The organism is Corynebacterium hiratae (assembly GCF_009708045.1).
Lineage (GTDB): Bacteria > Actinomycetota > Actinomycetes > Mycobacteriales > Mycobacteriaceae > Corynebacterium > Corynebacterium hiratae.
In genome coordinates, this window is record NZ_VIOG01000006.1 from 118,875 (window position 1) to 140,961 (window position 22,087).

The window sequence follows — 22,087 nt, forward strand, 5'->3', positions numbered from 1 at the left end:
TCCGCGCCTACGCGCGGCAGGGCGGAAGGGGGCCGTTTCACGTGAAACACTTCCCTAGAAGGGAATCTCCTCTCCGCCATTCGTGTAGCGATCTGCCGGATCAGTCATGTCGAATACTTCGACCATGGTTCCGTTATCCATTTCCACCTTCAGGGCCTGCGCGGCTTCGTGCATCTTGCGACGGTGCGCAACCACATCTTCCGCAATGGTCCGGGCCCACACCTTCGAGGCTGGTGCCAATGGGCCGGTCGCTTCCGTGACCGCCCAGGTTCCGTCCTCGTACAGCCACACGACATCGCCGGTTACGGGATCCAGGATGTAAAAGGCCCGCCCATCTGTCTTCATATTGTGATGGTGCTGGCACAGGGCCACCATGTTATCCGGATGCGTCGGGCCGCCATCCGCGTAGTTAATCCGGTGATCCAACTGGCAGGCCCATGCAGGACGATTGCAACCAGGCGCCCGGCATGTGCCGTCGCGGCCTTCGACATACTTTCTCAAGAATTCCGACGGCTGGTAGCCCTGACAAGCTTCCGGGGCAGTGGTGAAATCGCGCCTCACGGTCTTCGAAGCCGGAACGCCCTCGCCGTTCCACCCATGTCCTTGGACATAGACCGGCGCACCCTCGACGTCTTTTGCCTTGTATTCGTGGACGACGACCTTACCCGCCTCTGGCTCGATCTTGCCGGTAATGAGCAGTACCAGCGCATCGGCCATGGAGACGCCATGTTCCTTTGCTGCCAACTTGATGGTTTCGTGGATGACGACACCCACGTTGCTATCCACTTCTAGCTCGATTAACCCACGTTCCCCGCGGGTGAGAAGAGAGTAGCGATTCTTCTTGCGCTTGTCACGGAAGGATACGGAGTCATCGAGCACCTTGCAGATGTCTCGAACCTTGCGCCGTATCTTCTCTACTGAGGGAAAGACTTGATTCGGCTTGGTCGGCGTTAACCAGACGGATAGCTTCTCATCCACTTCCGCTATAACAGCCGCCGTCGGATTGCCAAGCTTTGCCATCACCTGATCGATAGCAACTAGCATCTGCATGTCCAGTAAACAGTCCGCCTTCTGCAGGGCACGCAGCTTCGGCATTTCATCAAGACGGATCAGCGCCATGACATTGCGCGCAACGTGAGCCGGAGATATCCCGGTCTTTTGCCCGATGCGCATAAAGGCGGTATCGGAGTCCTCATCGAGTGGTGGTTGGACGCCTGACCAGAATTCGTACTCGATTCTGCGCATGAGCTGACCAGCCATGCATTCAGGATCACGCGGATTTGAGTGGGAAAAGTATGCAGTGGGAAGTGACCTAGATGATTGTGCTGTGGTTGCCATGGGTAGCTGCACCCCTAAATTTGCGGAACAATTCGTTCCCCCACACCCATCTATAGAATACCTGTTCTAACAATGAGGCGCAAGACCTCTCCCAAGAAAATGGGGCTTAGGCCCGAACCGCCACGGCCAGAACCGCAGTCTACGCATCGGGCCACTAGCCCCCTACACGGCTGCGCAAACTCTCCGAAATTAGGGCAAGAAGAATCCCCCTTCGCCCAACTATCCATCGCGGATATCATGTCGGAAAAGGGGGAGTAGAAGCTTCAGGGTTTCACGTGAACTTAGGCCTTGCTGAGCTCTTCGTCAGCAGCCTCGGCATCTGCCTCGGCCTCTAGGCCCTCAATCTTATCGCGCGCGAAGCGGTCGACGATCATGGCGATGGCGCCGTCGCCAGTAACGTTTGCGGCGGTACCCACGGAGTCAATAGCGATGTAGGCGGCAATCATCAATGCGACCATCGAGTCATCAAAGCCCATATTCGCTTGCAGAAGTCCGACCGCGACCATCACCGCGCCACCCGGAACGCCAGGAGCAGCGACCATCATGATACCCAACAGCAAGATGAAGCCAAGGGCCTTCCCAAGGTCAGCCTCCATACCATCAGCCATGTACACGATCGCGAAAGCGTACAGGGTGAGTTTGATCATCGAACCAGAAAGGTGAATCGTCGCGCAAAGCGGAATCACGAAACCTGCCACCGGTTTGGAGATTCCATTCTTCAGTGCGGCGTCGAGAGTGACCGGAATAGTAGCCGCAGAGGAAGACGTACCCAACGCAGTAAAGTACGCCGGGGCCATGTTCTTCAGTGCGGAGAATGGATTCTTGGCCGCAATCGCGCCAGCGATAATGTACTGCAGGACCAGGTAGACCAAGGTCATCATAACCGCGAGCAGAAGCACCTTAGTGAAGGCGATCATCACGGTACCGATATTTCCATTCATACCCAAGGAGAGGAACATACCGAAGATGTAGATCGGCAGAAGGGGGATCACGAAACCCCAAATGACCTTAATGACGACGTTCTCAAATTCCTTCGTAATTGCGTAAAGATTATCCGACTTCACAGTCGTCATAGCTACGCCGATACAGAAGGACAGCAGCAGCGCCGTCATCACTTCGAAAGGCGCTGGCATCTCAACCGTAAAGTACGGCTCCAGAGCTCCCGCATCGATGTCAGAAACCTCGGTATTGAGCGTTTGCCCGGCCAGCAAAGTGGGGTAGAGGACCTGGGTCAAGCCGTATGCGATAAGCCCTGCCACGATAGTCGAGCCGTAGGCAATTCCCGCAGTAATGCCCAACCACTTACCGGCACCACGCCCAAGGCCTGCGATTGCCGGGGCCACGAGAGCAAGGATAAGGACTGGAATGAAGAAGCCGAGGAAGTTTGAAAACAGGCCGTTATAGGTTGCGAAAGCCCTGCCAAACCATTCCGGGGCAAACTGGCTAACGATGATGCCCAAGACTATCGCGACGATAATCTTGAACAACAGAGAGTTGAGAACACTCTTAAATGTCATGATTGAATCTTTTCTATGGTTGCTACCACGCTGATCAGTTCGCTCGATAATAAAGTCTTTAATATCTACCAAGCGACACGAAATGTATATTACAGCAGCGTGCGAATAAATTGAACTGACTTTCTCCCTAACTATGGGGCGGGATAGACTATGGGCATGCTCGTAGTCGGAATCATCTTCCTCATCGTGGCCGCCATCTTTATCGTCGTCGGCGGCCTAGCCTCGCTCCGGAAGCTCCCGGGTAATAGCGTCGTCGGTTTGCGCCTCGCGGAGATCCGCAAGACTAAGGAAGCTTGGGATAATGCCCACGCCGTTGCAGGACCGTTCTGGTTCCTCGCCGGCGTCGCTTTAGTGTTTGGCGGAATCATCGCGCTGCGGGCCGAGGGTTGGATGTGGTTGATCCCAGCACTCACGTTCGTCGTAGCTGTTCTCGCACTCTCGGTCGGTTCCAATATGGGCGCCCGCGCGGCGTATCTCTGGGATCAAGCCCACAAAGAGGATGAGGGTTGCGGTGAATCCTGCAACTGTGGCGACGGTGGGTGCGGGGGAGAGGCACCGACTGTCGACGTTTCCGCGGCCCGCACTGCTGCAAAGCGTGCCGATAACAGCAATCCTCGCTAGCAATCAATAACGTACAGTGACGTTATTATAGTGACATCTTGATTGCTCGCGTTTCGTCACTAACATTATTATTCCAAAGGCCATTCCAATGGTGGGCGATACTCACCATCGGAATGGCCCTTTGTGTACAGACCCCAGTCTGAAAGATGACTGGGAACTCAACGCCAACTTAGTGGGAAGCCGGCATCGTCTCGTGACAACCTTTAACCTACGGCGCACTATGGATGGCATGAAGAAAAGCGTTAACACCCGAGCAATCCGAATCATCGCCGCAGCCGCACTCAGCATTAGCGTTCTGGGCGCTGGGGCAACCTATGCCTTCACGAACGATTCACGGGGCGGACGACACGTAGCTTCGCCAGGGACCATCTATAGCGATGTCGGTACATCGTACGGATCCTACGATTTCAGCGGCAGTAGGGAAGAAGAGTTACCTGTGTGGGATGGCAAACTCAGTTAAGAACGCTATACCGCACACTATGGAACACGCCGATCAGATAGAGTAAGCACCATGACTACGTGTTCCCGCCGCCTCTTCCTCCTCGGTACTGCCACCTCGTTCGCCGGTGCCTATCTCGCCGCCTGCGGCAAAGAACCTTCCGCCGAAATAGCTGCGACGGATATTCCCGTTGGATCAGCCATCATCGTGGACAAGGTGATCTTTGCTCAACCCACGGAAGGGGAGTTCAAAGCTTACTCCCAAACCTGCCCGCACCAGGGATCCCTCATTACAAAAATCGAGGGCATGACCGCCACCTGCACCAGCCACTATTCCAGCTTTGACCTCGGCACCGGCGAAGTGACCGGAGGTCCCAGCGCCAAGCCGCTCACGGAGTACGGCGTGGAGAATGACGGGGGAACAATCAAGAATGTGTCAGCCTAAAGAGCATCCCCGGGTACTCCGGGACTGAAAAGATGTTTCACGTGAAACCTTGAGGGGCGTCTACACTCTGTTATATGCTTGAGCGCCTCAAAAGACTCGATCCCCTCATTGTCCTCATCCTCTGCGCCGTTGCGGTCGCCATCGTTCTTCCCGCGCGAGGCAGCTTTGCGGATACCTTCGACGTCCTCACGAACATCGCAATCGCCGTCCTCTTCTTTCTCTACGGAGCCCGGCTGTCAACGCGCGAAGCAATCAACGGCGTCAAGCATTGGAAACTCCATCTGACCATCTTGGTCTTTACCTTCGTGGTGTATCCGATCATCGGTCTCGCACTCCGTCCACTCACGGCTTTCATCCCAACCGATCTATACCTGGGCATTCTTTACCTCACCTTGGTTCCATCAACGGTCCAATCATCGGTAGCCTTCACGTCCATCGCGCGCGGAAACGTTCCCGGCGCAATTGTCTCCGCGTCCGCATCGAATCTGGCCGGCGTCTTTCTCACGCCCCTACTTGTCATGGCGCTCATGGGTGCCGGCGACGGCATCCACATCGATAGCTCCGTCTTCCTCGAGATTTCCGTGCTTCTGCTTCTGCCTTTCGTGCTCGGGCAATTAACAAGAAAGTGGGTAGGAAAAGTCGCAGCCAGCAAAGCCACCAAAGTGGTGGATCGCGGCTCCATCGCGATGGTGGTGTATGCCGCCTTTTCGAAGGGAATGGTGGACGGGATATGGGCGTCAATTAGCGTCTGGCAGATTCTGTTCCAGATTGTGTTCTCAACTGCATTCGTCTTCTTCATGCTCTGGCTGACCAAAGTGGTGAGCAGAAAGCTGGGCTTCGACCGAAAAGACACCATCGCCATCCAGTTCTGCGGTTCGAAAAAGTCCCTCGCCACGGGTCTGCCCATGGCCTCGGTGATCTTCGCCTCTGGTGGCACGTCTTTGGGGCTCCTTATCCTCCCGCTCATGATCTACCACCAGGTGCAATTGATGATCTGCGCGTCTATGGCGGCTCGCTATTCGCGGGTAGAGTGAGACCACATGAAAAAGCTTTACGTTCGCACCACCATGACTGTCCCGGAGGTCGGCACCGCCATCCACATCGCGGAACTCGAGGAAATCAGCAACGAGGCTTGCTCCATGTTGCGTATGATTGCCCTCGCGCCGAATGACGCCATCGTCGGCGCCGCAACGCCGACCGCCTCGGTGGGTGACGCCAACATCCCACAGCAAGTGGTGCCGCACCCTGACACCTACGACACGTTCCCCGACATCGACGCCGAGCTTATCGACGCCTTCCAGTTCCACTCCCTGTGGACCGGGGCCATCGCGCTATTCGGCGACTTTTAGAGCACCCGCGCTACAGAACGAGATTCACCAGCACCATGTAGAAGGCCGTCCCGCCGAAGATGGAAAGACCGGAATTGCGGCGCCACAGGTGCAACGCGGCGGTCACAGCGGCGGCTACGAGGGGAGCAACAATGCTTCCCGTATCGCGGGCTTGACCGAATAAGGTATAGACCACCAGAACTGTCATCACGCCGACCGGCATGGTGAACCCGAGCATGCTGATGAACTGGCTACCCTTCAGGGCCTTCACGAAGGCGAAGGGAAGCCAACGCAGCACGACGGTCACAATCCCGACGGGGATCAGCACGGCGAAGATGCTGGCTAGGGTTACTCCGGCTGGCATGACGCCTCCCTCCGCAGAATCAGTGCGCTATCGACGCGAGGGGAGAGGTAGCGCACCACGAGCAACACAAAGTAGGCGGACAGCGCCACCATGAGCAGCTGTCCGGGAAATACAAAGCCCGAGAGGATTCCCAGGGCCGCCGCGGACAGGGGAAGCGAGTAGTCCTTGTTGTTCTGGAAGGAATCGATGGCAAGGACGATGAACAGTGCGACGAGGGCAAACTCCAGTCCCTTCACAGAGGGCGGGATTGCTTGCCCGGCCACCGCGCCGACGATGCCGGAACCGACCCACAGCACTTGGCAGTACAACTGCACCGTGAAGACGAAGGCGCCGCTCGGCTGCAAGTTTCGGGGAAAAGTGGAGAGGACGGCATAGGATTCGTCGGTAAGCGCGTACGTGGAATAGGCGCGGCCGAGGCGTACCGAAATCTGATCGCGCGGGAAGGTCAATCCATAAAAGATGTGCCGGAAGTTGACCATGAAACCCGTGAGCGCAGCCACGGCGGGCGTCACGCCGCCGGTCACCATGGAAATAGCAAGGAATTCCATCGAGCCGGCGTAAATAACGATGGAAAAGATAGGGGTCCACCACCAGTCGAAGCCGGTCTGGACCATGAGCACGCCGAAGGCGAGGCCCAGCGGCACCACCCCCACAGCGATGGGCATGCAAGTCCGTATAGCCTTGATGATCTCCGCGCGCATGGCAGAGATGTTAGCGCAGGGAGAAGCGAAGAGCTCTAATTATCTTCATCGATGTAGCGCGGGAAGGTCGCAAACAGCGGCAGGGGCATGGCTTGGCGGCGCATGACGTCCGACCACGTATCGGTCGAGCCTGAGGAGACCACGTCCTGGGGCAGGGCGGGGGCCACGTACCACTCGCCGCGGTCAATTTCCTCATCCAGCTCGCCCGGGCCCCACTCAAAGAAACCAGCGAAGAAGCGCATACCCTCCACCAGATCGGTGACGTCCTCCGGGCTCACGCGCAGATCGACGAGCGCCACGCGCGGGGCGAGGCGATTCAGCGAAGGCTCTTTCTCAATGTCCACGCCCTGGCGGGTCAGCGCCACACCGATGGCCGCTTGCTGGTTGTGCGGGCCGCCGATATAGAGGGCCTGCGGCTTGGCCGCTACGGGTACCCATTCCGGCATGACATTGAAGAGGGCGACCTCAGAGCGGTTGGTCAGATCCACACCATACGTGCGCCCGGCGTGCTGCTCCGTGATGAGAATGACGGAACGGTTGTAGTGGGGCGTGAGAGTGTCGGGCGCCGCCACAAGGAGCTGGCCAGGGGCGGGATCGTTGCGCTCGAGGGCGTTGAAAAGTCTGTCTGCGTACATCCCTATCTAGAATTCCACCACTCGCGCAGCTTCGCAATAGCCACCTCGCGCTCGAGGGGCCCCTCTTCCAAGCGGAGCTCCTTGAGGTAAGACCAGGCCTGGCCCACTTCGGGGCCGGGCTCAAGGCCGAGGATCTCCATGATCTCGTTGCCATCGAGATCCGGGCGCACGCGTGCAAGATCCTCCTTGGCGGCGATATCCGCGATGCGCTCCTCCAACTGATCGTAGGTGCGCTGCAGGCGGCGGGCCTTGCGTTCGTTGCGGGTGGTGCAGTCAGCGCGAACGAGCTTGTGCAGGCGCGGAAGGAGATCGCCGGCATCGGTGACGTAGCGGCGCACAGCGGAATCGGTCCACTGGCCATCGCCGAAACCATGGAAACGCATGTGGAGGTAGACCAGCTGGCCAATATCCTCGGTCGTCGCCTTGGGGAACTTCAACTTGCGCAGGCGCTTACGGGTGAGCTTCGCGCCCACCACCTCGTGGTGGTGGAAGCTCACCTTGCCGTCGGTGGTGTCGCGGGTATCCGGCTTGCCAATGTCATGGAGCAGGGCGGCCCACCGAAGAATGAGATCGGGACCGTCTTCCTCCTGCTCCATGGCCTGCCGAAGTACGGTCAGCGAGTGCGCGTACACGTCCTTGTGCTGCGCGTGCTCGTCCGGCGCCATGCGCAAAGCAGGGATCTCCGGAAAAACGTAGTCAGCAATCCCGGAGTCAACGAGCAGGTCAATGCCCTTCCACGGCGCAGTTCCGCAGATGAGTTTGTTGAGCTCTACCTGCACGCGCTCCACGGTGATGCGCTGGATTTCGCCCGCCATGTCGGTCATGGCATCGCGCACGCGCTGGGCGACGTCAAACTCCAACTGCGCTGCAAACCGCGCTGCACGGAGCATGCGGAGGGGATCATCGTGGAAAGAAATCTCCGGCGCATCCGGGGTATCGAGGATGCGGTTCGCCAGGTCTTCGAGGCCGCCCATCGGATCGTGGAATTCGCGGGTACCGTCGGGGCGCAGCTCGATGGCCATGGCATTGACCTTGAAATCGCGGCGCACGAGATCGCCCTCGAGGGTATCGCCGTACATGACCTCGGGGTTGCGGGACTGCCCGTCATAGCTATCTGAGCGGAACGTGGTGATCTCGATCTGCTGGCCCTTATAGGCCGCCGAGACCGTGCCGAAGTCAATGCCGGTATCCCATACGGTCTCCGCCCACTCCTCGAGGATGGAATAGACCACGTCGGGCCGGGCCGGGGTGGTGAAGTCGAGATCGTTGCCCAGGCGGCCGAGCAGCGCGTCGCGGACGGAACCGCCGACGAGGTAGAGGGGGGCGTCGTGAAGCGCAAAGCGTTCCACCAGGCCGCTTAAGAGGCCACTGAGCCGGGCGACGGTGGCGTCCGCGCGGGCGAGAACGCCGATTAGCTGAGTGTCCTGAAAATTCACGGATCGAAGTCTACTACGATTAGCAGGGATGACTAAGAACACGCCAGGGTCCAAGCGCCGCCGCCGGCGGGGCACGGGCCACCGGAACCACCGCACGGGACGCCCCCAGCGCACGTCCACCAACCGCATGACCACGCGGGACGAGACGTCCGCGGGCGGACTCGTCGTGTCCGGATTGGCGGAGGCCGTCGACGAGGACGGCAACGTAGACCTCTCACAGATCTATGTGGCGCTCATCGGCAGGCTGGACCGCCGCGGCCGCCTGCTGTGGTCCATGCCGAAAGGCCATGTAGAAAACGGCGAAGCCAAGGAGCTGACCGCCGAGCGCGAGGTCTGGGAGGAGACCGGCATCCACGGCGAGGTCTTCGCGGACCTGGGCATGATCGATTATTGGTTCGTCTCCGATGGCGTGCGCATTCACAAGACCGTGCACCATCATTTGCTGCGTTTTGTCGATGGCATCATGAACGACGAAGACCCGGAGGTCACGGAGGTGTCCTGGATCCCGGTCTCCGAGCTCATCGAGCACCTGGCCTATGCCGACGAGCGCAAGCTGGCGCGCATCGCCCACGACCTTCTTCCGGATCTCGCGCGAAAGGAAGCTGCCGAAGGAAAGGCGACCCCGCGGTGAGCTGGCGCGCAGCGGCGGCCATCGCGGCCTTGGCGGTGGGCTGCACCGTCCCCGTGGCCCAGGCGGAAACCCTCGATACTGGGATCACCGACTCCCACTACTGGCTCGGCTCCCGCGGACCTGATGAGCTGGAGCTGAGCCTGCTCAGCGCGAGCGAGGCGCGGGTAGGGGAGACGCTGGAGCTGCAGCTGCGCATCCACAACCCAACCGAGAGCGCCGTTGATGATCTCCAGATCACCTCCCGCCGCAGCACTGCCGTGACCTCCACTACGCAGGCCCGCCAAGAGCTGGCCGCAGGATCCTTTCCTTATTATGGGGCCTCGCTCGGCGCAGGGACGCTCCAACCGGGGGAGAGCCGCGACGTCACCGTCAAGGTGCCCACCGCTCTGGGGGAGGACTCGACCCTGGCCATCACGGAGCCCGGCGCGTACCCGCTCCTGTTTACCTTGACCGGCACCCGCGACGGCCAAGCGGCCAGTTTCGCGGAGGAGCGGACGATCCTGGATTTCCAAGGAGAAGAGCCGGATGCCGAAGAGGAGGGCGAGCATTCCTTTTCCCTGGTCTATCCCATCACCGCCCAAGTGGACGTGGTCCCAGGTGATACCGGCGGCGAGGAGCTCATCTTAGAAAGCGAGCAGCTGGCTGAGCAGCTCTCGCCGGGCGGGCGCCTCGATCAGCTGCTCGATGCCTACCTGGAGCATGATCTGCACGGCTCCGGCTGCGTGGCCCTGGACCCTGCGCTTGTCGACGCCGCCGACCGCATGTCCGCCGGCTACACCGTCAACGAGACCCGCCCCTCCATTGCCAAACGCCCCACCCGCCTGCGCGATTCCTGGTTCACCCAGTCCGATTCCGATCGCGGTGAACCGGGCGCGGGTGCCCAAGACGCCGCCGCGTGGCTGGAGAAACTGAAAAAGGTGGACTGCCGCATGCTCATGCCGTGGGCCAACGCAGACACCGACGCCGTGGCCCAGGTAGGAAACGAGTGGCTCACCCACGAGGCCGTCGAGCAGGGCGCGGCCACCATCGAGCGCATCCTCGGCGCCCCGCTCAGCACGCCACTGACCGCGCCGGCCTCCGGGACAAGCGAGCACGCAATGCCAGTCCCGCTGCTGGTAGCGGATAACTCCGAATGGGCAGGCAAGGCCGCCACCTTCGATGCTTCCCTCGGCGCACTCTTAGCCCAAACCGGCTCGAAACCACAGACCACCGGGTACTCCAACCCGGAGCTGCGCTATGACTTTTCCATGGATTCGGAGCAGGCGCGGGCGCTGACGGCGGGGGCGTCGATAAGCGTGGCGTCCGCACAAGAGGAGACCGTGGCCAAGTTGCCGAACTACCAGGACCCAGCCGCCGCGCGTGCGGTGATGGAAGCAGCGCAGAGGCTCCTTGATTCTGGGCGCCTCCAGCCGCGCCCCGTCACCGCGCTAGATGTGGAGGAGGGCAGCGGTACCCCCGGCAGCCCGTATCCAGATCCCGCGGCGTTTCACGACGCCGAGATCACGCAGGTGACACAGCAGGCGCGCTATACCGACGAGCTGATGTCCATCATGGTTAATGATCCAGGCATCGCCATGACGCGCTATAGCTTCACGGCGCCCCTGCGCCACGATCTGCTCACGGCGCTGAGCGCTACCGACCGCTCCAGCCTGCACGGTTTCACGCCCTCGGTGAAGCAGAGCCGCGCGCGGCTGGAGAAGAACGCGAATATGCTGCGCGAGCTCCGCGCCTCCGTCTCCCTCATCCCGCCAGGCAACGTCTACACTCGCGTTTCGGAGTCATCGCCGCTGCTCATCGTGGCGGAGAACGGCCTGCCGCTGCCTGTCGACGCCCACCTGGCCTACGATGCCCCGGACGGCGCCACCTTGAACACGCAGGACTTGATTCACATTCCGGCCAAGGGATCCATTACCGTGTCCATGACCGCTGACCTGCCGAGCGACGTTGACCAGATGTCGCTGCGCCTGTGGCTAGCAACACCATCTGAGCACCTCATTTCGGATCCAATCGACATTACGGTGCAGACGCGTGCCGGTATCGTTAGCGTCTATGGAGTCGGCGCGATCGCCGCGCTCGCCCTCGTCCTTGCCGCACTGTTCCGGCTGGGTAAGCGGAAGAAAAAGAAGTCTCACGGATAGTTTTTCTCTATGACACATGAACCTATGTCTGGTGCCCGTCGACGCATTGTGACGCCCTCGCCGCCGGCACCGGTCCCGGAAAAGCGCGCGCCGAGCGGCGTCGTTGCTGTCGACGACGAACTCGAGGACCGTTCGGGACTGAAGGGCAAGTCTGCCTCGGCCCCGAGTGAGTCCCCCGGCGAAGAGAACTCCGACCGCGCCGTTGTGCGCGCCACCGGTTCGATGGCCATCGCGACGATGATCTCCCGCATCACGGGATTCATCCGCAACGTTCTCATCGGCTCGTCGCTCGGCCCCGCCATTTCTTCCGCTTTCACCACGGCGAACCAGCTGCCCAACCTCATCACGGAGATCGTGCTGGGCGCGGTGCTCACCTCGCTCGTCGTGCCCGTGCTCGTGCGCGCGGAGAAGGAAGACTCCGACCGCGGCGAGGCCTTCGTCCGCCGCCTCTTCACGCTGGCCTTCTCCCTGCTGGCGACGATCACGGTGCTCTCCTGCATCTTTGCCCCGCAGCTCACGCGCATGATGTTGCCGGAGGACGGCAAGGTCAACGCCGTGCAGGCCACCTCCTTTGCCTATTTGCTGCTACCGCAGATCTTCTTCTACGGGCTCTTCGCGCTCTTCCAAGCGGTGCTCAACACCAAGAACATCTTCGGGCCGGGCGCGTGGGCGCCGGTGGTCAATAACATCATCTCGATCTCGGTGCTCGTGGCCTATCAGCTGGTGCCGGGCAGCCTACATCCCAATGCGCCCTCGCCGATCACGGACGGGCACGTGCTGCTCTTGGCGCTTGGTACCACGGCGGGCGTCGTGGTTCAATGCCTCATCTTGTTCCCGTACCTCAAGAAGGCGGGTATTAACCTCAAGCCGCTCTGGGGCCTAGATGACCGGCTCAAACAGTTCGGTGGCATGGCGTTGGCCATCGTGGCCTACGTGGCCATTTCCCAGCTGGGCTATGTCATCACCTCCCGCGTGGCGGCGCATGCGGACGACGGCGCGCCCTTTACCTACCAACAGGCCTGGCTGCTTCTGCAGGTGCCCTACGGCGTCATTGGTGTCACCCTGCTGACCGCGATTATGCCGCGCCTGTCCCGCAACGCCGCGGACGGTGACGTCAAGGCCGTGGTTCGGGATCTCACGCTGGGCACGAAGCTGACGTTTATCGCCCTGATTCCGATCGTCATCTTCATGACGGGCTTCGGCATCCCGATTGCCCGCGGCCTCTTCCAGTACGGCGCCTTCGACGCGGATGCGGCCGAGTTGCTCGGCCTCACGCTGAGCTTCTCTGCCTTTACTCTGATTCCTTATGCCCTCGTGCTGCTGCACCTGCGCGTGTTCTACGCCCGCGAGGAAGCGTGGACGCCGACGTTCATCATCGCCGGCATCACGCTGACCAAGGTGGTGCTCTCCCTGCTGGCCCCGCACGTGGCGGACTCCCCGGAGCGCGTGGTCATCCTGCTGGGCACGGCCAACGGCTTCGGCTTCGTGGCCGGCGCGGTCATCGGTGGCTTCCTGCTCAAGCGCAAGCTGGGCAGCCTGGGTGGCCGCGCGGTCATCGCGACGACTATCTGGTCAGTGCTGGCCTCCCTCGTGGGTCTGGTCGTTGCCTACGCCATCAACTACGGCATCAACCTCGTCCTCCCAGCACAGGTGCCGCCGTTTGTGTACCTGCTCAAGCTGGCCGTCGTGGGCCTGGTCTTCGTGATCGTGACCGGCATCGTGCTCTCGCGTTCGGGTCTGCCGGAAGTCATCAACCTGGGCCGCCAGCTGCAGCGCATCCCCGGCATGTCCCGCATCATCAAGATCGAGCATGCCGAGGCCATCGAGGTCGAAGCCCCGGAGCAGCTGGAGTTCCAGCCCATCTTCAGCGTAGATGCCTTCAACTCCTCGCCGGTGCCGCCGCCGATGTCTGCCGGTATCGTCCGCGGCCCGCGCCTGGTGCCGGGTGCCCCAGTCTCCGATGGCCGCTTCCGCCTGCTCAAGGATTATGGCTCCGCCCCGGGTACCCGCTTCTGGAAGGCCCGCGAACAGGCCACCGGACGCCTGGTATCGCTGACCTTCGTGGACACCACGGGCGAGGCCCCCATGGCTCCGGCCACCCCGGCCGTGGCCGCCCGCCGCTCCGCAGAGGTCTCCCGCGCCACGCGCCGCCTGGCGGAAATGGAGCTGGATGCCGTGGCGGAGAACATCGATATCCTGTCCTACCGCCAGGGCTGCCTCGTCGTGGCGGACTGGGTCGAGGGCACCTCGTTGAAGACGGTGTCGGAAGACAAGGACCTCGATCCGCGCGCCGTGGCCCACGCCTTGGTACCGCTGGTGCGCACCACGGCCGCCGCCCACGCGGCGGACCTCGTGCTGGGTATTGAGAACCGCAACCGCATCCGCATTTCCACCGAGGGCGTTGCCACGCTGGCCTTCCCCGCGGTACTGCACAGCAACGATGAGGAGACGGACCGCTCGGCGCTGTCCTCCGCCATCTCGCTCCTCGTGGAGTCCACCAAGCCCACCCCGGAGGTGCTGCAGGAGATTGCCGCCGATGCCGAAGAGGGCGAGGACTCCGATCTCGAGGACATCGCTCACCGCCTGGCGGCCTTCGCCGGCGATGGCGAAGAGGGCGAGGAAACCCTCCAGGTTCCAGTGGAGGAAACCCCGCGCAAGGAGGATCCGAGCCCCGCACCGGGCTTCGGCGGCCGCGGCTACTCGGGCTCCGGCACCATCGTGCTGGGCGTTCTTGCCACCCTCTTCGTCGTGGCGATGGCCGCGCTGAGCGTGTGGATCCTCTCCCAGGTGGGTAACGAAAAGACTTCCCCGGTGGTGACCAAGAGCGAAGCCTCGACGGAGGCCACGTTCCCCAACGTCCCGCCGGTCTTGTTCAAGGACGTCAAGAGCACGTCCGTTCCGGAGGGCAAGGAGGTCACGGGCGAATGGACCACGAAGGAAGCAGAATCCGGACTTCTGCTCAGCATTGACAAGCCCACGCAGCTGCACGTGCTACCGCTGGAACAGAAGGATTCCATCGGCGCGAAGTACGTGGTCTACGGGGTGGATACCAAGGATTTCGATCCCACGGATCCGGAATCCGGCACGCTCACCGAACTCGCGCACGGCACCCTGACCAGCGCACGCCAGGACATCGAGCTGAAGAAGAAGCCCGTGGCCTTCGACGGCGCCCTCATCCTCTTTACTGACATGCCCAAGTCCGGTTCCGTCACGCTGGAGGAGGCCACCCTGGTGGGCATCCCCACCAACTAACGCACCTCCTCACGCATTTCCCCAGACCTCGATCCCGCAACTCCCTGCTCGCTGACTCAGATGTGCAACGCGCTTGACGACGCCCACCTGCAGGTTTCGGGTTGCAGGTCTGGGGCTTTGTAGTTCTTGCGCTCTCTTCCCTTGACAGATAAGGGGAGGGGCGTATAATTGTTGTTGTCACGTCAACAAACTAGAGAACTGAGGAACCCCCATGACTATCACTGCAGGAACGTACGCACTGGACCCGGCACACACCACCATCGGCTTTGTCGCCCGCCACGCCATGATCACCAAGGTGCGCGGCAATTTCAACGAGTTCGACGGCACCCTGACCGTAGGGGAGAACATTGCTGACTCCGCCGCCACCGCCACGGTGAAGACCGCGTCCATCGACACCAAGAACGCTGACCGCGATGCACACGTGAAGGGTGAGGACTTCTTCGACGTTGAGAAGTTCCCGGAGATGACCTTCACCGCGACTAAATTCGACGTTAACGAGGCAGGCGAGGGCACCGTCACCGGTGACCTCACCATCAAGGGCACCACCAAGTCTGTCGACTTCAAGGTGGAAGAGACCGGCGTCGCTGAGGATCCCTTTGGCAACACCCGCCTAGGCTTCGAGGCCAAGACCTCCATTAACCGCCTCGACTTCGGCATCGACTTCAACGCCCCGCTGAAGACCGGCGGCGTGCTGGTCTCCGAGGAGATCAAGATCGAGCTCGAGGTTTCTGCGATTAAGCAGTAAGCCATAAAGCGCGAAACCTCACCGTAGGAAGTAGTTCTAAGTTGTTGCCCGTAGTGCCCATTTCGGCACTACGGGCAACAGTTTTTGCGGAGTTGTTTGAAACAACTTTGAGCAGCTTACCTGTGATACGCACCGCAGTGACGTTTAAGATGTAGCGCATGACTACCGCAAACCTCACCCATGCAGAAGCTTCCGCCCGCAGCGCCGCGCTGCGCCTGAGCACCTACGAGCTATACCTCGACGTCACGAGCGCCGCAACCGACGCCGATTCCTACGAGGTCACCTCACGTATTACATTCACCACCACTGAACCCGAAACCTTCGTGGACTACCTGGGCAAGGCCGTGCACTCAGTGCGCGTCAACGGCGAGGAGGTGGAGAACACCTTCGACGGCGGACGCGTGTACCTGCGCAATCTTCCAGTGGGGGAAGAGCTCACCGTGGAGATCACCGGCTCCTCCTATTACTCCCGCACCGGCCAGGGCCTGCACCGCATGCACGACCAAGCCGATGACACCACGTACCTCTACTCGCACCTCGAGCCTTCTGATGCCCGCCGCATCTTCCCCTGCTTTGACCAGCCGGATCTCAAGGCCAGCTACGAGGTGCACCTCACCGGCCCGGAAGGCTGGCAGCTGCTCAGCAACCAGCCGGAGGTTGGCCGCGAGAAGACCGAGGGCAGGGAAGTAGCGCACTTCGCGCCGACGCCTCTGCTGTCGACGTATTTGACGGCGTTTGCGGCGGGGCCGTACGTCGAGAAGCACAGCACCTGGACCGCACCCGATGGGTCCTTGGAAGTGGAGCTGCGCGCCTTTGCCCGCGCCTCCATGGTGGAGTACCTGGATGATGAGATCCTGCAGGTCACCGCGCAGGGCATGGACTTCTTCCACAGCAACTACGGCTACCCGTACCCGTGGGGCAAGTACGATTCCATCTTCGTTCCGGAGTACAACCTGGGTGCGATGGAGAACCCCGGCCTGGTGACCTTTACGGAGCATTACCTCTTCCGTTCCGCCGCCACCCGCGCGCAGCATGCCGGGCGCACGAACACCATCCTGCACGAGATGTCGCACATGTGGTTCGGAGACCTAGTCACCCCGCAGTGGTGGGATGACCTGTGGCTCAAGGAGTCCTTCGCGGAGTTCATGGGCGCGGATTCCTCGGTGCATGCCACCGACTACACCGAGGCATGGGTCAACTTCGCAGGCCAGCGCAAGAACTGGGCCTACCTGCAGGATCAGCTGCCCACCACGCACCCGATCAAGGCCGAGATCCCGGACGTGGATGCCGCGCGCCAGAACTTCGACGGCATTACTTATGCCAAGGGAGCGGCGGTGCTCAAGCAGCTGGTGCACTACGTGGGCCGCGAGAACTTCTACGCCGGCGCGCGCGACTACTTCCAGGAGCACGCCTTTGCTGCCGCAACCTTCGAGGACCTGCTCAAGGCGCTGAAGAAGCACACCGACCGCGACCTCGATGCCTGGTCCACCGCCTGGCTGCGCACGTGGGGCCCGGATACGCTGACCCCGGAACTGCACACGGACGGCGACAAGATTCACGAGCTCGCCATCGTGGTCGAGGCCGAAGACACCACGCGCCCGCACCGCCTCAACGTGACGCTATTCGATGACTCCCTGAACAAATACGCCACCCTTGACGTCGATCTGGAGGGCGAGCGCACCATCCTCGACGAGGCTTCTGGGCTTCAGGCGCCGGCGTTGCTGCTGCTGAACGACGGCGACCACACCTACGCCAAGGTCCGCTTCGACGAGACCTCCTTGGAGACCATTCGCACGCGCCTGTCTGACGTTCCGGATGAGCTCTCCCGCGCGGTCATCTGGACCTCCCTGTGGAACCTCACCCGCGATGGCGAGTGGCCGGTGCGCTCCTACCTCGACACCGTGCTGAAGCACGCTCCGGCGGAGTCCAACCCGACGCTTCTGACCACGGCCTTCGCCAACGCCGCCTATGCCATCAACCACTTTGTGGGCGAGGAGGCTCGCGAGGAGATTCGCGCCGACTACGCCGAGCGCCTCTGGGAGGTGCTACAGCAAGCACCGGCAGGCTCCGACGCACAGCTCACCGTCGCCCGCGCCGCCATCCAGGCACTTGCCGCCACCCCGGCGGAGTCCGGCACGCAGCGCCTGCGCGCGCTTTACGACGGCTCCCTCGACGGCCTCGCCCTCGACCCGGACATCCGCTGGGCCATCTTGCGCGCGCTGGCCGCCCGCGATGCCGTCAGCGCCGAGGAGCTCGAGGCGGAGAAGGAGCGCGATAACACGCTCACCGGTGCCGCCGCCTACCTGGGCGCCTCCCACGCCTTCCCGTCTGCCGAGCTCAAGCGCGAAGTCTTCGACCTCGTGCGCACGCCGGGTAAGTACTCCAACGCGGAGGTGGATTCCCTGCTCGCGGCGTTCAACGCGCCGCGCTCGGCCCACCTCACCGAGGCCTTTGCCCAGGAATACTTCGACTCGTTGTCTCAGCTGTGGGAGGAGCACCCCATCGAAATTGCCAACCGCCTCGTGCGCGGGCTCTACCCGGATCTCGCAATGGCCGACGCCGCCACCAGCGAGTTCCTGGCCACCGAGCGCCCACGTGCGCTGCGCCGCGTGCTGCTGGAATGCCAGGATGCGCTGCGTCGCGCGCAACGCGTCCGTGCCGCGCAATAAGCGCTTCGCGTAGCGGACAGAAGAATCTTCCCGTAAACTCGCAGACACATTAACGGGGGGACAATCACAAACCATCGGCTTCGGCTGGGGGCTGTGTTGACCCAAATGTCATTGCTCAAGTTTCCGGGGGGATTCTTAGTGTCAGCACAGCCGACCGATCGTGAACTCGTCGACGCCTTCATTGGCGGAGATACTAAGGCTTTTTCGGCAATCGTCGAGAAGCACCGCGCGCGCCTGACCGCCATGGCGCGGCGCTACACACGCAACGATGATGATGCGCAGGACATCGTGCAGGAGGCCCTGCTCAAGGCCAGCTGCAATATGGCCTCCTACCGACACGATGCCACCCTGAGTACGTGGCTGCACCGGCTGGTGATGAACTCCGGCTATGACTTCCTCAACCACCGATCGAACCGAGAGAACGCATCCCTGGATGCGGAGATCATTGAGGATGACCGCAACTATGCGCTCGCACACAACCCCAGCGAAAACCTGGCGGAACGCATCACGGTGGCCCAAGCGATGGAAACCTTGCGCGAGGACCAGCGCGAGGCGCTGTACCTCACCGACGTGGCTGGCTATCCCATCGATACCGTGGCCAAGGTGCAGGGGGTTGCGCCGGGCACGGTGAAGTCGCGCCGAGCCCGGGCTCGGCAAGTGTTGCGTGCGGCGATAGACTGAGGGCGAGTAGAATCTGAGTCTTACTTAAAAATTATCGTTTCAAGGGAGTTTTTAGTGACTATCCACGATGTCGCCATCGTCGGCTCCGGCCCCGCCGGCTACACCGCAGCGCTCTACGCAGCACGCGCCGAGCTCAATCCCATCGTCTTCGAGGGCTTTGAATACGGTGGCGAACTCATGAACACCACCGAGGTAGAGAACTACCCGGGCTTCCAGAAGGGAATCATGGGCCCTGAGCTCATGGAAGAGATGCGCGCCCAGGCCATCCGCTTCGGTGCCGACCTGCGCATGGAAGTCGTAGATTCCGTCGAGCTCGAAGGCGAGGTGAAGAAGCTGCACGTGGGCGACGAGGTTTATGAAGCCCGTGCTGTCATCCTCGCTACCGGTGCCGCTCCGCGCTACCTGGGTATTCCGGGCGAATCGGAGCTGACCGGCCGCGGCGTGTCCGCATGTGCCACCTGCGATGGCTTCTTCTTCAAGGACCACAACATCGCCGTCGTCGGCGGCGGCGATTCCGCCATGGAGGAGGCTACCTTCCTCACCAAGTTCGCCGAGACCGTCACCATTATTCACCGCTCGGAGAACTTCCGCGCCTCCAAGATCATGCTGGAGCGCGCCAAGGACAATCCAAAGATTAAGTGGCTGACCAACACCACCGTCGAGCGCGTCCTGGAGAAGGATGGCAAGGTCGGTGCCCTCGAGGTAAAAAACGTGCTGACCGGTGAGACCAGTGAACTCGACCTGACCGCCATGTTCGTGGCCATTGGCCACGATCCGCGCTCCGGCTTCCTTAACGGCCAGGTAGAGACCGATGAAGCTGGCTACGTGGTGGTAGAGCAGCCGTCCACCAAGACCTCGCTGCCAGGTGTCTTTGCCTGTGGTGACTTGGTGGATGACCACTACCAGCAGGCCATCACCGCTGCGGGCTCCGGCTGCCGCGCGGCCATTGATGCGGAACATTTCCTCGCCGAGAACCGTTAGTGATCACATGAGCAACATTAAAAACGTCACTACTGATTCCTTCCGCGCCGACGTCGTGGAGGCAGGCAAGCCCGTCGTCGTGGACTTCTGGGCCGAATGGTGTGGGCCGTGCAAGAAGCTGTCCCCGATCCTCGAGGAGGTCGCCGAGGAGCTCGGTGATGACGTCTCCGTGGTCAAGGTCAACGTGGATGAAGAGCGCACTTTGGGTGCCATGTTCCAGATCATGTCCATTCCCTCCGTCCTGATTTTCAAGAACGGCGAGAAGGTCGATGAGTTCGTTGGCCTGCGTTCTAAGGCCGACATCGTGGCACAGGTAAAGAAGCAGCTCTAACTGGTAGTCTTTAACTCGTTGACGGCGCACTAAGGTGCGCCTCCTTGATCACGAAAGGGGTAGGTGTGAACCGCGTTTTACGTGTAGGTGACCAGAGCGTTCGGGTCGCCGAAGCACGCGCAACCCTTGCCCGCCTCGGCCTGATGACTGACTACCAGGGGACCTTGTCCGACTGGAAGAAGCAGAAGTACTCCGAAGCCGATAAGCACTTTGATAGCGAGCTGGCGCAAGTGCTCAAAGCCTTCCAGCAATCCCGTGGCATCGTGCCCAGTGGCGATATTGATGACCTTACTTTGCGTGAGCTGCGTCAGGCTTCCTACACCTTGGGCGCGCGCGTGCTGGCTTATGAACCGGGCAACGTGCAGGTGGGAGATGATGTATCCCAGCTGCAGCAACAGCTCCAGGAACTCGGCTTTTACCAAGAACGCATCGATGGCCATTTCGGCGCCCGCACCTACGCGGCGCTGGCGGAATACCAACTGAACTCCGGCCTGCGCAGCGATGGCATTTGCGGCCCAGCCACCATCAACGCGCTCAATCTGCTGGGCCGGCGGATCACGGGCGGCTCGGCGCACAATATCCAAGAGCGCGAGCGCGTGCGCAACGCGGGGCCCAAGCTGGCGGGCAAGCGCGTGGTGATCGACCCCAGCCTCGGCGGCTTCAACAAGGGCCGCACGGTCAAGGGCCGATATGGCGACATCACGGAAGAAGAGATCCTCTGGGATCTGGCCGAGCGCGTCGCCGGCCGCATGATTGCCGCCGGCATGGAGACCATCATCTCCCGCCCGCGTACCGATGATCCCTCCATCCACGATCGCGCCGACATTGCCAATGCCTTTGGCGCTGACTTGGTTATTTCACTCGCCTGCGATGAGTACCCCACGGAAAAAGCCAATGGCGTAGCCACCTTCTACTTCGGTTCTGAGTCCGGCAATTCCTCTCTCATTGGGGAGACGCTCTCCGGCTTCATCCAGCGCGAGATCGTTGCCCGCACCGAGCTGGGCAACTGCCGCAACCACGGCCGCACGTGGGCGCTGCTGCGCTTGACGCAGATGCCGGTGGTGCAGGTAGTTCTGGGTTACCTGACCAGCCCGAAGGACGTGGCGATTCTGACTAACCCAGAGTGCCGCGATGACATCGCCGAGGCCATCGTCGTCTCCGTCAAGCGCCTCTACCTCCTCGACGACGACACCGCCGTGACCGGCACCTACCGCTTCGACGAGCTCCTGCGCGCGGAGCGCTCCTCCTAACGGGCTCAGGCCAAGGCGCGGGCGAGGAGGTCTTCCACGGCGGCTGCGGTCAGCAGATCGAAGGCAGGCGGCAGCTCGAGGCGCAGGCGCGGCGTGATGGGGTGATCGCGCTCCACCCTGAAACCGGCGGATTCCAGCGTTTCTACCGGTAGTAGGCCGATACGGCCGGGCTTATCCCGCAAAAGATTCTCGGCGGCGCGGGCATCACGGTAACCAAAGGCCTCAACGGCGCTGGCTTCGCGGGAGGTGAGATGCATGATGGTGGCGTCGAGAAGCACTGCCTCGAGGCCCTTCGCCGCACGGTGCGACTTCACGAACAGGGAGGACACCAGCACCGCGTCCTCCGAAACAGGGGAGGTGGGCAGCTTGGCGGCACCGGGGGCAAGATCGGGCGGGCAGAAGAACACGGTGGCTTCATCGCCCACGGTAAAACCGCACTCGCCGCAGCGCAGCAGGGTGGCGCTGATCCATGCTTCCTTCTCGAAAGCCGGATCAGCGACCGTGGTCTTCAGCTCCCAGAAGATGGATCGGGCCGCCAAGGGGTTGATGGCAACACCTTCCTTGACGGCTTGGACAAGCATGGTCA

The 22,087-nt window shown here is 61.6% G+C and carries 19 protein-coding genes and 1 pseudogene; 13 read left to right on the forward strand and 7 right to left on the reverse strand.

Going from position 1 to position 22,087, the window contains the following annotated elements; genetic code table 11:
* Positions 1-54: 54 nt before the first annotated feature.
* Positions 55-1,260, reverse strand: a complete 1,206-nt coding sequence (locus FME68_RS06890) for an HNH endonuclease signature motif containing protein (RefSeq protein ID WP_230308921.1) — start codon at positions 1,258-1,260, stop codon at positions 55-57.
* 359 nt (positions 1,261-1,619) lie between these two features.
* Positions 1,620-2,855, reverse strand: coding sequence for a dicarboxylate/amino acid:cation symporter (locus tag FME68_RS06895; RefSeq protein WP_158396845.1), 1,236 nt, complete (start codon positions 2,853-2,855; stop codon positions 1,620-1,622).
* 156 nt (positions 2,856-3,011) lie between these two features.
* Here FME68_RS06895 and FME68_RS06900 point away from each other — a divergent pair, with 156 nt between their 5' ends.
* From FME68_RS06900 to FME68_RS06915, 4 genes are all read left to right on the forward strand, one after another.
* A complete protein-coding gene (locus tag FME68_RS06900) occupies positions 3,012-3,476 on the forward strand; it encodes an SdpI family protein (RefSeq protein WP_158396847.1) in 465 nt (154 codons plus the stop codon).
* A 511-nt stretch (positions 3,477-3,987) separates the two neighbouring features.
* Positions 3,988-4,359, forward strand: coding sequence for a Rieske (2Fe-2S) protein (locus tag FME68_RS06905; RefSeq protein WP_158396849.1), 372 nt, complete (start codon positions 3,988-3,990; stop codon positions 4,357-4,359).
* Positions 4,360-4,433: 74 nt separating this feature from the next.
* Entirely contained in the window at positions 4,434-5,393 is a 960-nt protein-coding gene (locus FME68_RS06910; protein ID WP_144013731.1) for a bile acid:sodium symporter family protein, read from the forward strand.
* Positions 5,394-5,399: 6 nt separating this feature from the next.
* A complete protein-coding gene (locus FME68_RS06915; RefSeq protein ID WP_158396851.1) occupies positions 5,400-5,708 on the forward strand; it encodes a hypothetical protein in 309 nt (102 codons plus the stop codon).
* A gap of 10 nt (positions 5,709-5,718) precedes the next feature.
* Here the strand turns inward: FME68_RS06915 and FME68_RS06920 are convergent, their stop codons facing one another.
* Genes FME68_RS06920 through FME68_RS06935 form a run of 4 tightly spaced genes read right to left on the reverse strand, consistent with a single transcriptional unit; the run spans position 5,719 to position 8,823 of the window.
* Complete coding sequence (locus tag FME68_RS06920; protein WP_144013730.1) at positions 5,719-6,051, reverse strand: branched-chain amino acid transporter permease; 333 nt, start codon at positions 6,049-6,051, stop codon at positions 5,719-5,721.
* Entirely contained in the window at positions 6,036-6,752 is a 717-nt protein-coding gene (locus FME68_RS06925) for an AzlC family ABC transporter permease (RefSeq protein ID WP_158396853.1), read from the reverse strand. The genes FME68_RS06920 and FME68_RS06925 overlap by 16 nt, the downstream gene beginning before the upstream one ends.
* 35 nt (positions 6,753-6,787) lie before the next feature.
* Positions 6,788-7,387: a YqgE/AlgH family protein gene (locus FME68_RS06930; RefSeq protein ID WP_070512915.1), complete on the reverse strand. Its 600-nt coding sequence runs from the start codon at positions 7,385-7,387 to the stop codon at positions 6,788-6,790.
* A gap of 2 nt (positions 7,388-7,389) precedes the next feature.
* Complete coding sequence (locus tag FME68_RS06935; RefSeq protein WP_144013728.1) at positions 7,390-8,823, reverse strand: CCA tRNA nucleotidyltransferase; 1,434 nt, start codon at positions 8,821-8,823, stop codon at positions 7,390-7,392.
* Between the two features lie 46 nt (positions 8,824-8,869).
* Here FME68_RS06935 and FME68_RS06940 point away from each other — a divergent pair.
* The 9 genes and pseudogenes from FME68_RS06940 to FME68_RS06980 all read left to right on the forward strand — a co-directional run.
* A pseudogene (locus FME68_RS06940) lies at positions 8,870-9,454 on the forward strand (NUDIX hydrolase); the annotation flags it as partial.
* Complete coding sequence (locus tag FME68_RS06945; RefSeq protein WP_328287754.1) at positions 9,451-11,592, forward strand: hypothetical protein; 2,142 nt, start codon at positions 9,451-9,453, stop codon at positions 11,590-11,592. The pseudogene FME68_RS06940 and the gene FME68_RS06945, both read left to right, overlap by 4 nt.
* Positions 11,593-11,601: 9 nt before the next feature.
* A complete protein-coding gene (gene murJ / locus FME68_RS06950; protein WP_158396859.1) occupies positions 11,602-14,844 on the forward strand; it encodes a murein biosynthesis integral membrane protein MurJ in 3,243 nt (1,080 codons plus the stop codon).
* A 211-nt stretch (positions 14,845-15,055) separates the two neighbouring features.
* A complete protein-coding gene (locus FME68_RS06955; RefSeq protein ID WP_158396861.1) occupies positions 15,056-15,589 on the forward strand; it encodes a YceI family protein in 534 nt (177 codons plus the stop codon).
* 158 nt (positions 15,590-15,747) lie between these two features.
* Positions 15,748-18,258, forward strand: coding sequence for an aminopeptidase N (gene pepN, locus FME68_RS06960; protein WP_158396863.1), 2,511 nt, complete (start codon positions 15,748-15,750; stop codon positions 18,256-18,258).
* A 105-nt stretch (positions 18,259-18,363) separates the two neighbouring features.
* A complete protein-coding gene (locus FME68_RS06965) occupies positions 18,364-18,939 on the forward strand; it encodes an RNA polymerase sigma factor (protein ID WP_158396865.1) in 576 nt (191 codons plus the stop codon).
* A gap of 54 nt (positions 18,940-18,993) precedes the next feature.
* Positions 18,994-19,920 carry a thioredoxin-disulfide reductase gene (trxB, locus tag FME68_RS06970; RefSeq protein WP_049155640.1) on the forward strand — a complete coding sequence of 309 codons (927 nt, stop codon included), beginning with the start codon at positions 18,994-18,996 and terminating at the stop codon, positions 19,918-19,920.
* A gap of 7 nt (positions 19,921-19,927) precedes the next feature.
* Positions 19,928-20,251 carry a thioredoxin gene (gene trxA, locus FME68_RS06975; RefSeq protein WP_046648711.1) on the forward strand — a complete coding sequence of 108 codons (324 nt, stop codon included), beginning with the start codon at positions 19,928-19,930 and terminating at the stop codon, positions 20,249-20,251.
* Positions 20,252-20,316: 65 nt separating this feature from the next.
* On the forward strand, positions 20,317-21,501 hold the full coding sequence (locus tag FME68_RS06980; RefSeq protein ID WP_328287755.1) for an N-acetylmuramoyl-L-alanine amidase: 1,185 nt from the start codon (positions 20,317-20,319) through the stop codon (positions 21,499-21,501).
* A 5-nt stretch (positions 21,502-21,506) separates the two neighbouring features.
* Here the strand turns inward: FME68_RS06980 and FME68_RS06985 are convergent, their stop codons facing one another.
* Complete coding sequence (locus tag FME68_RS06985; RefSeq protein ID WP_071409613.1) at positions 21,507-22,082, reverse strand: hypothetical protein; 576 nt, start codon at positions 22,080-22,082, stop codon at positions 21,507-21,509.
* Positions 22,083-22,087 lie beyond the last annotated feature (5 nt).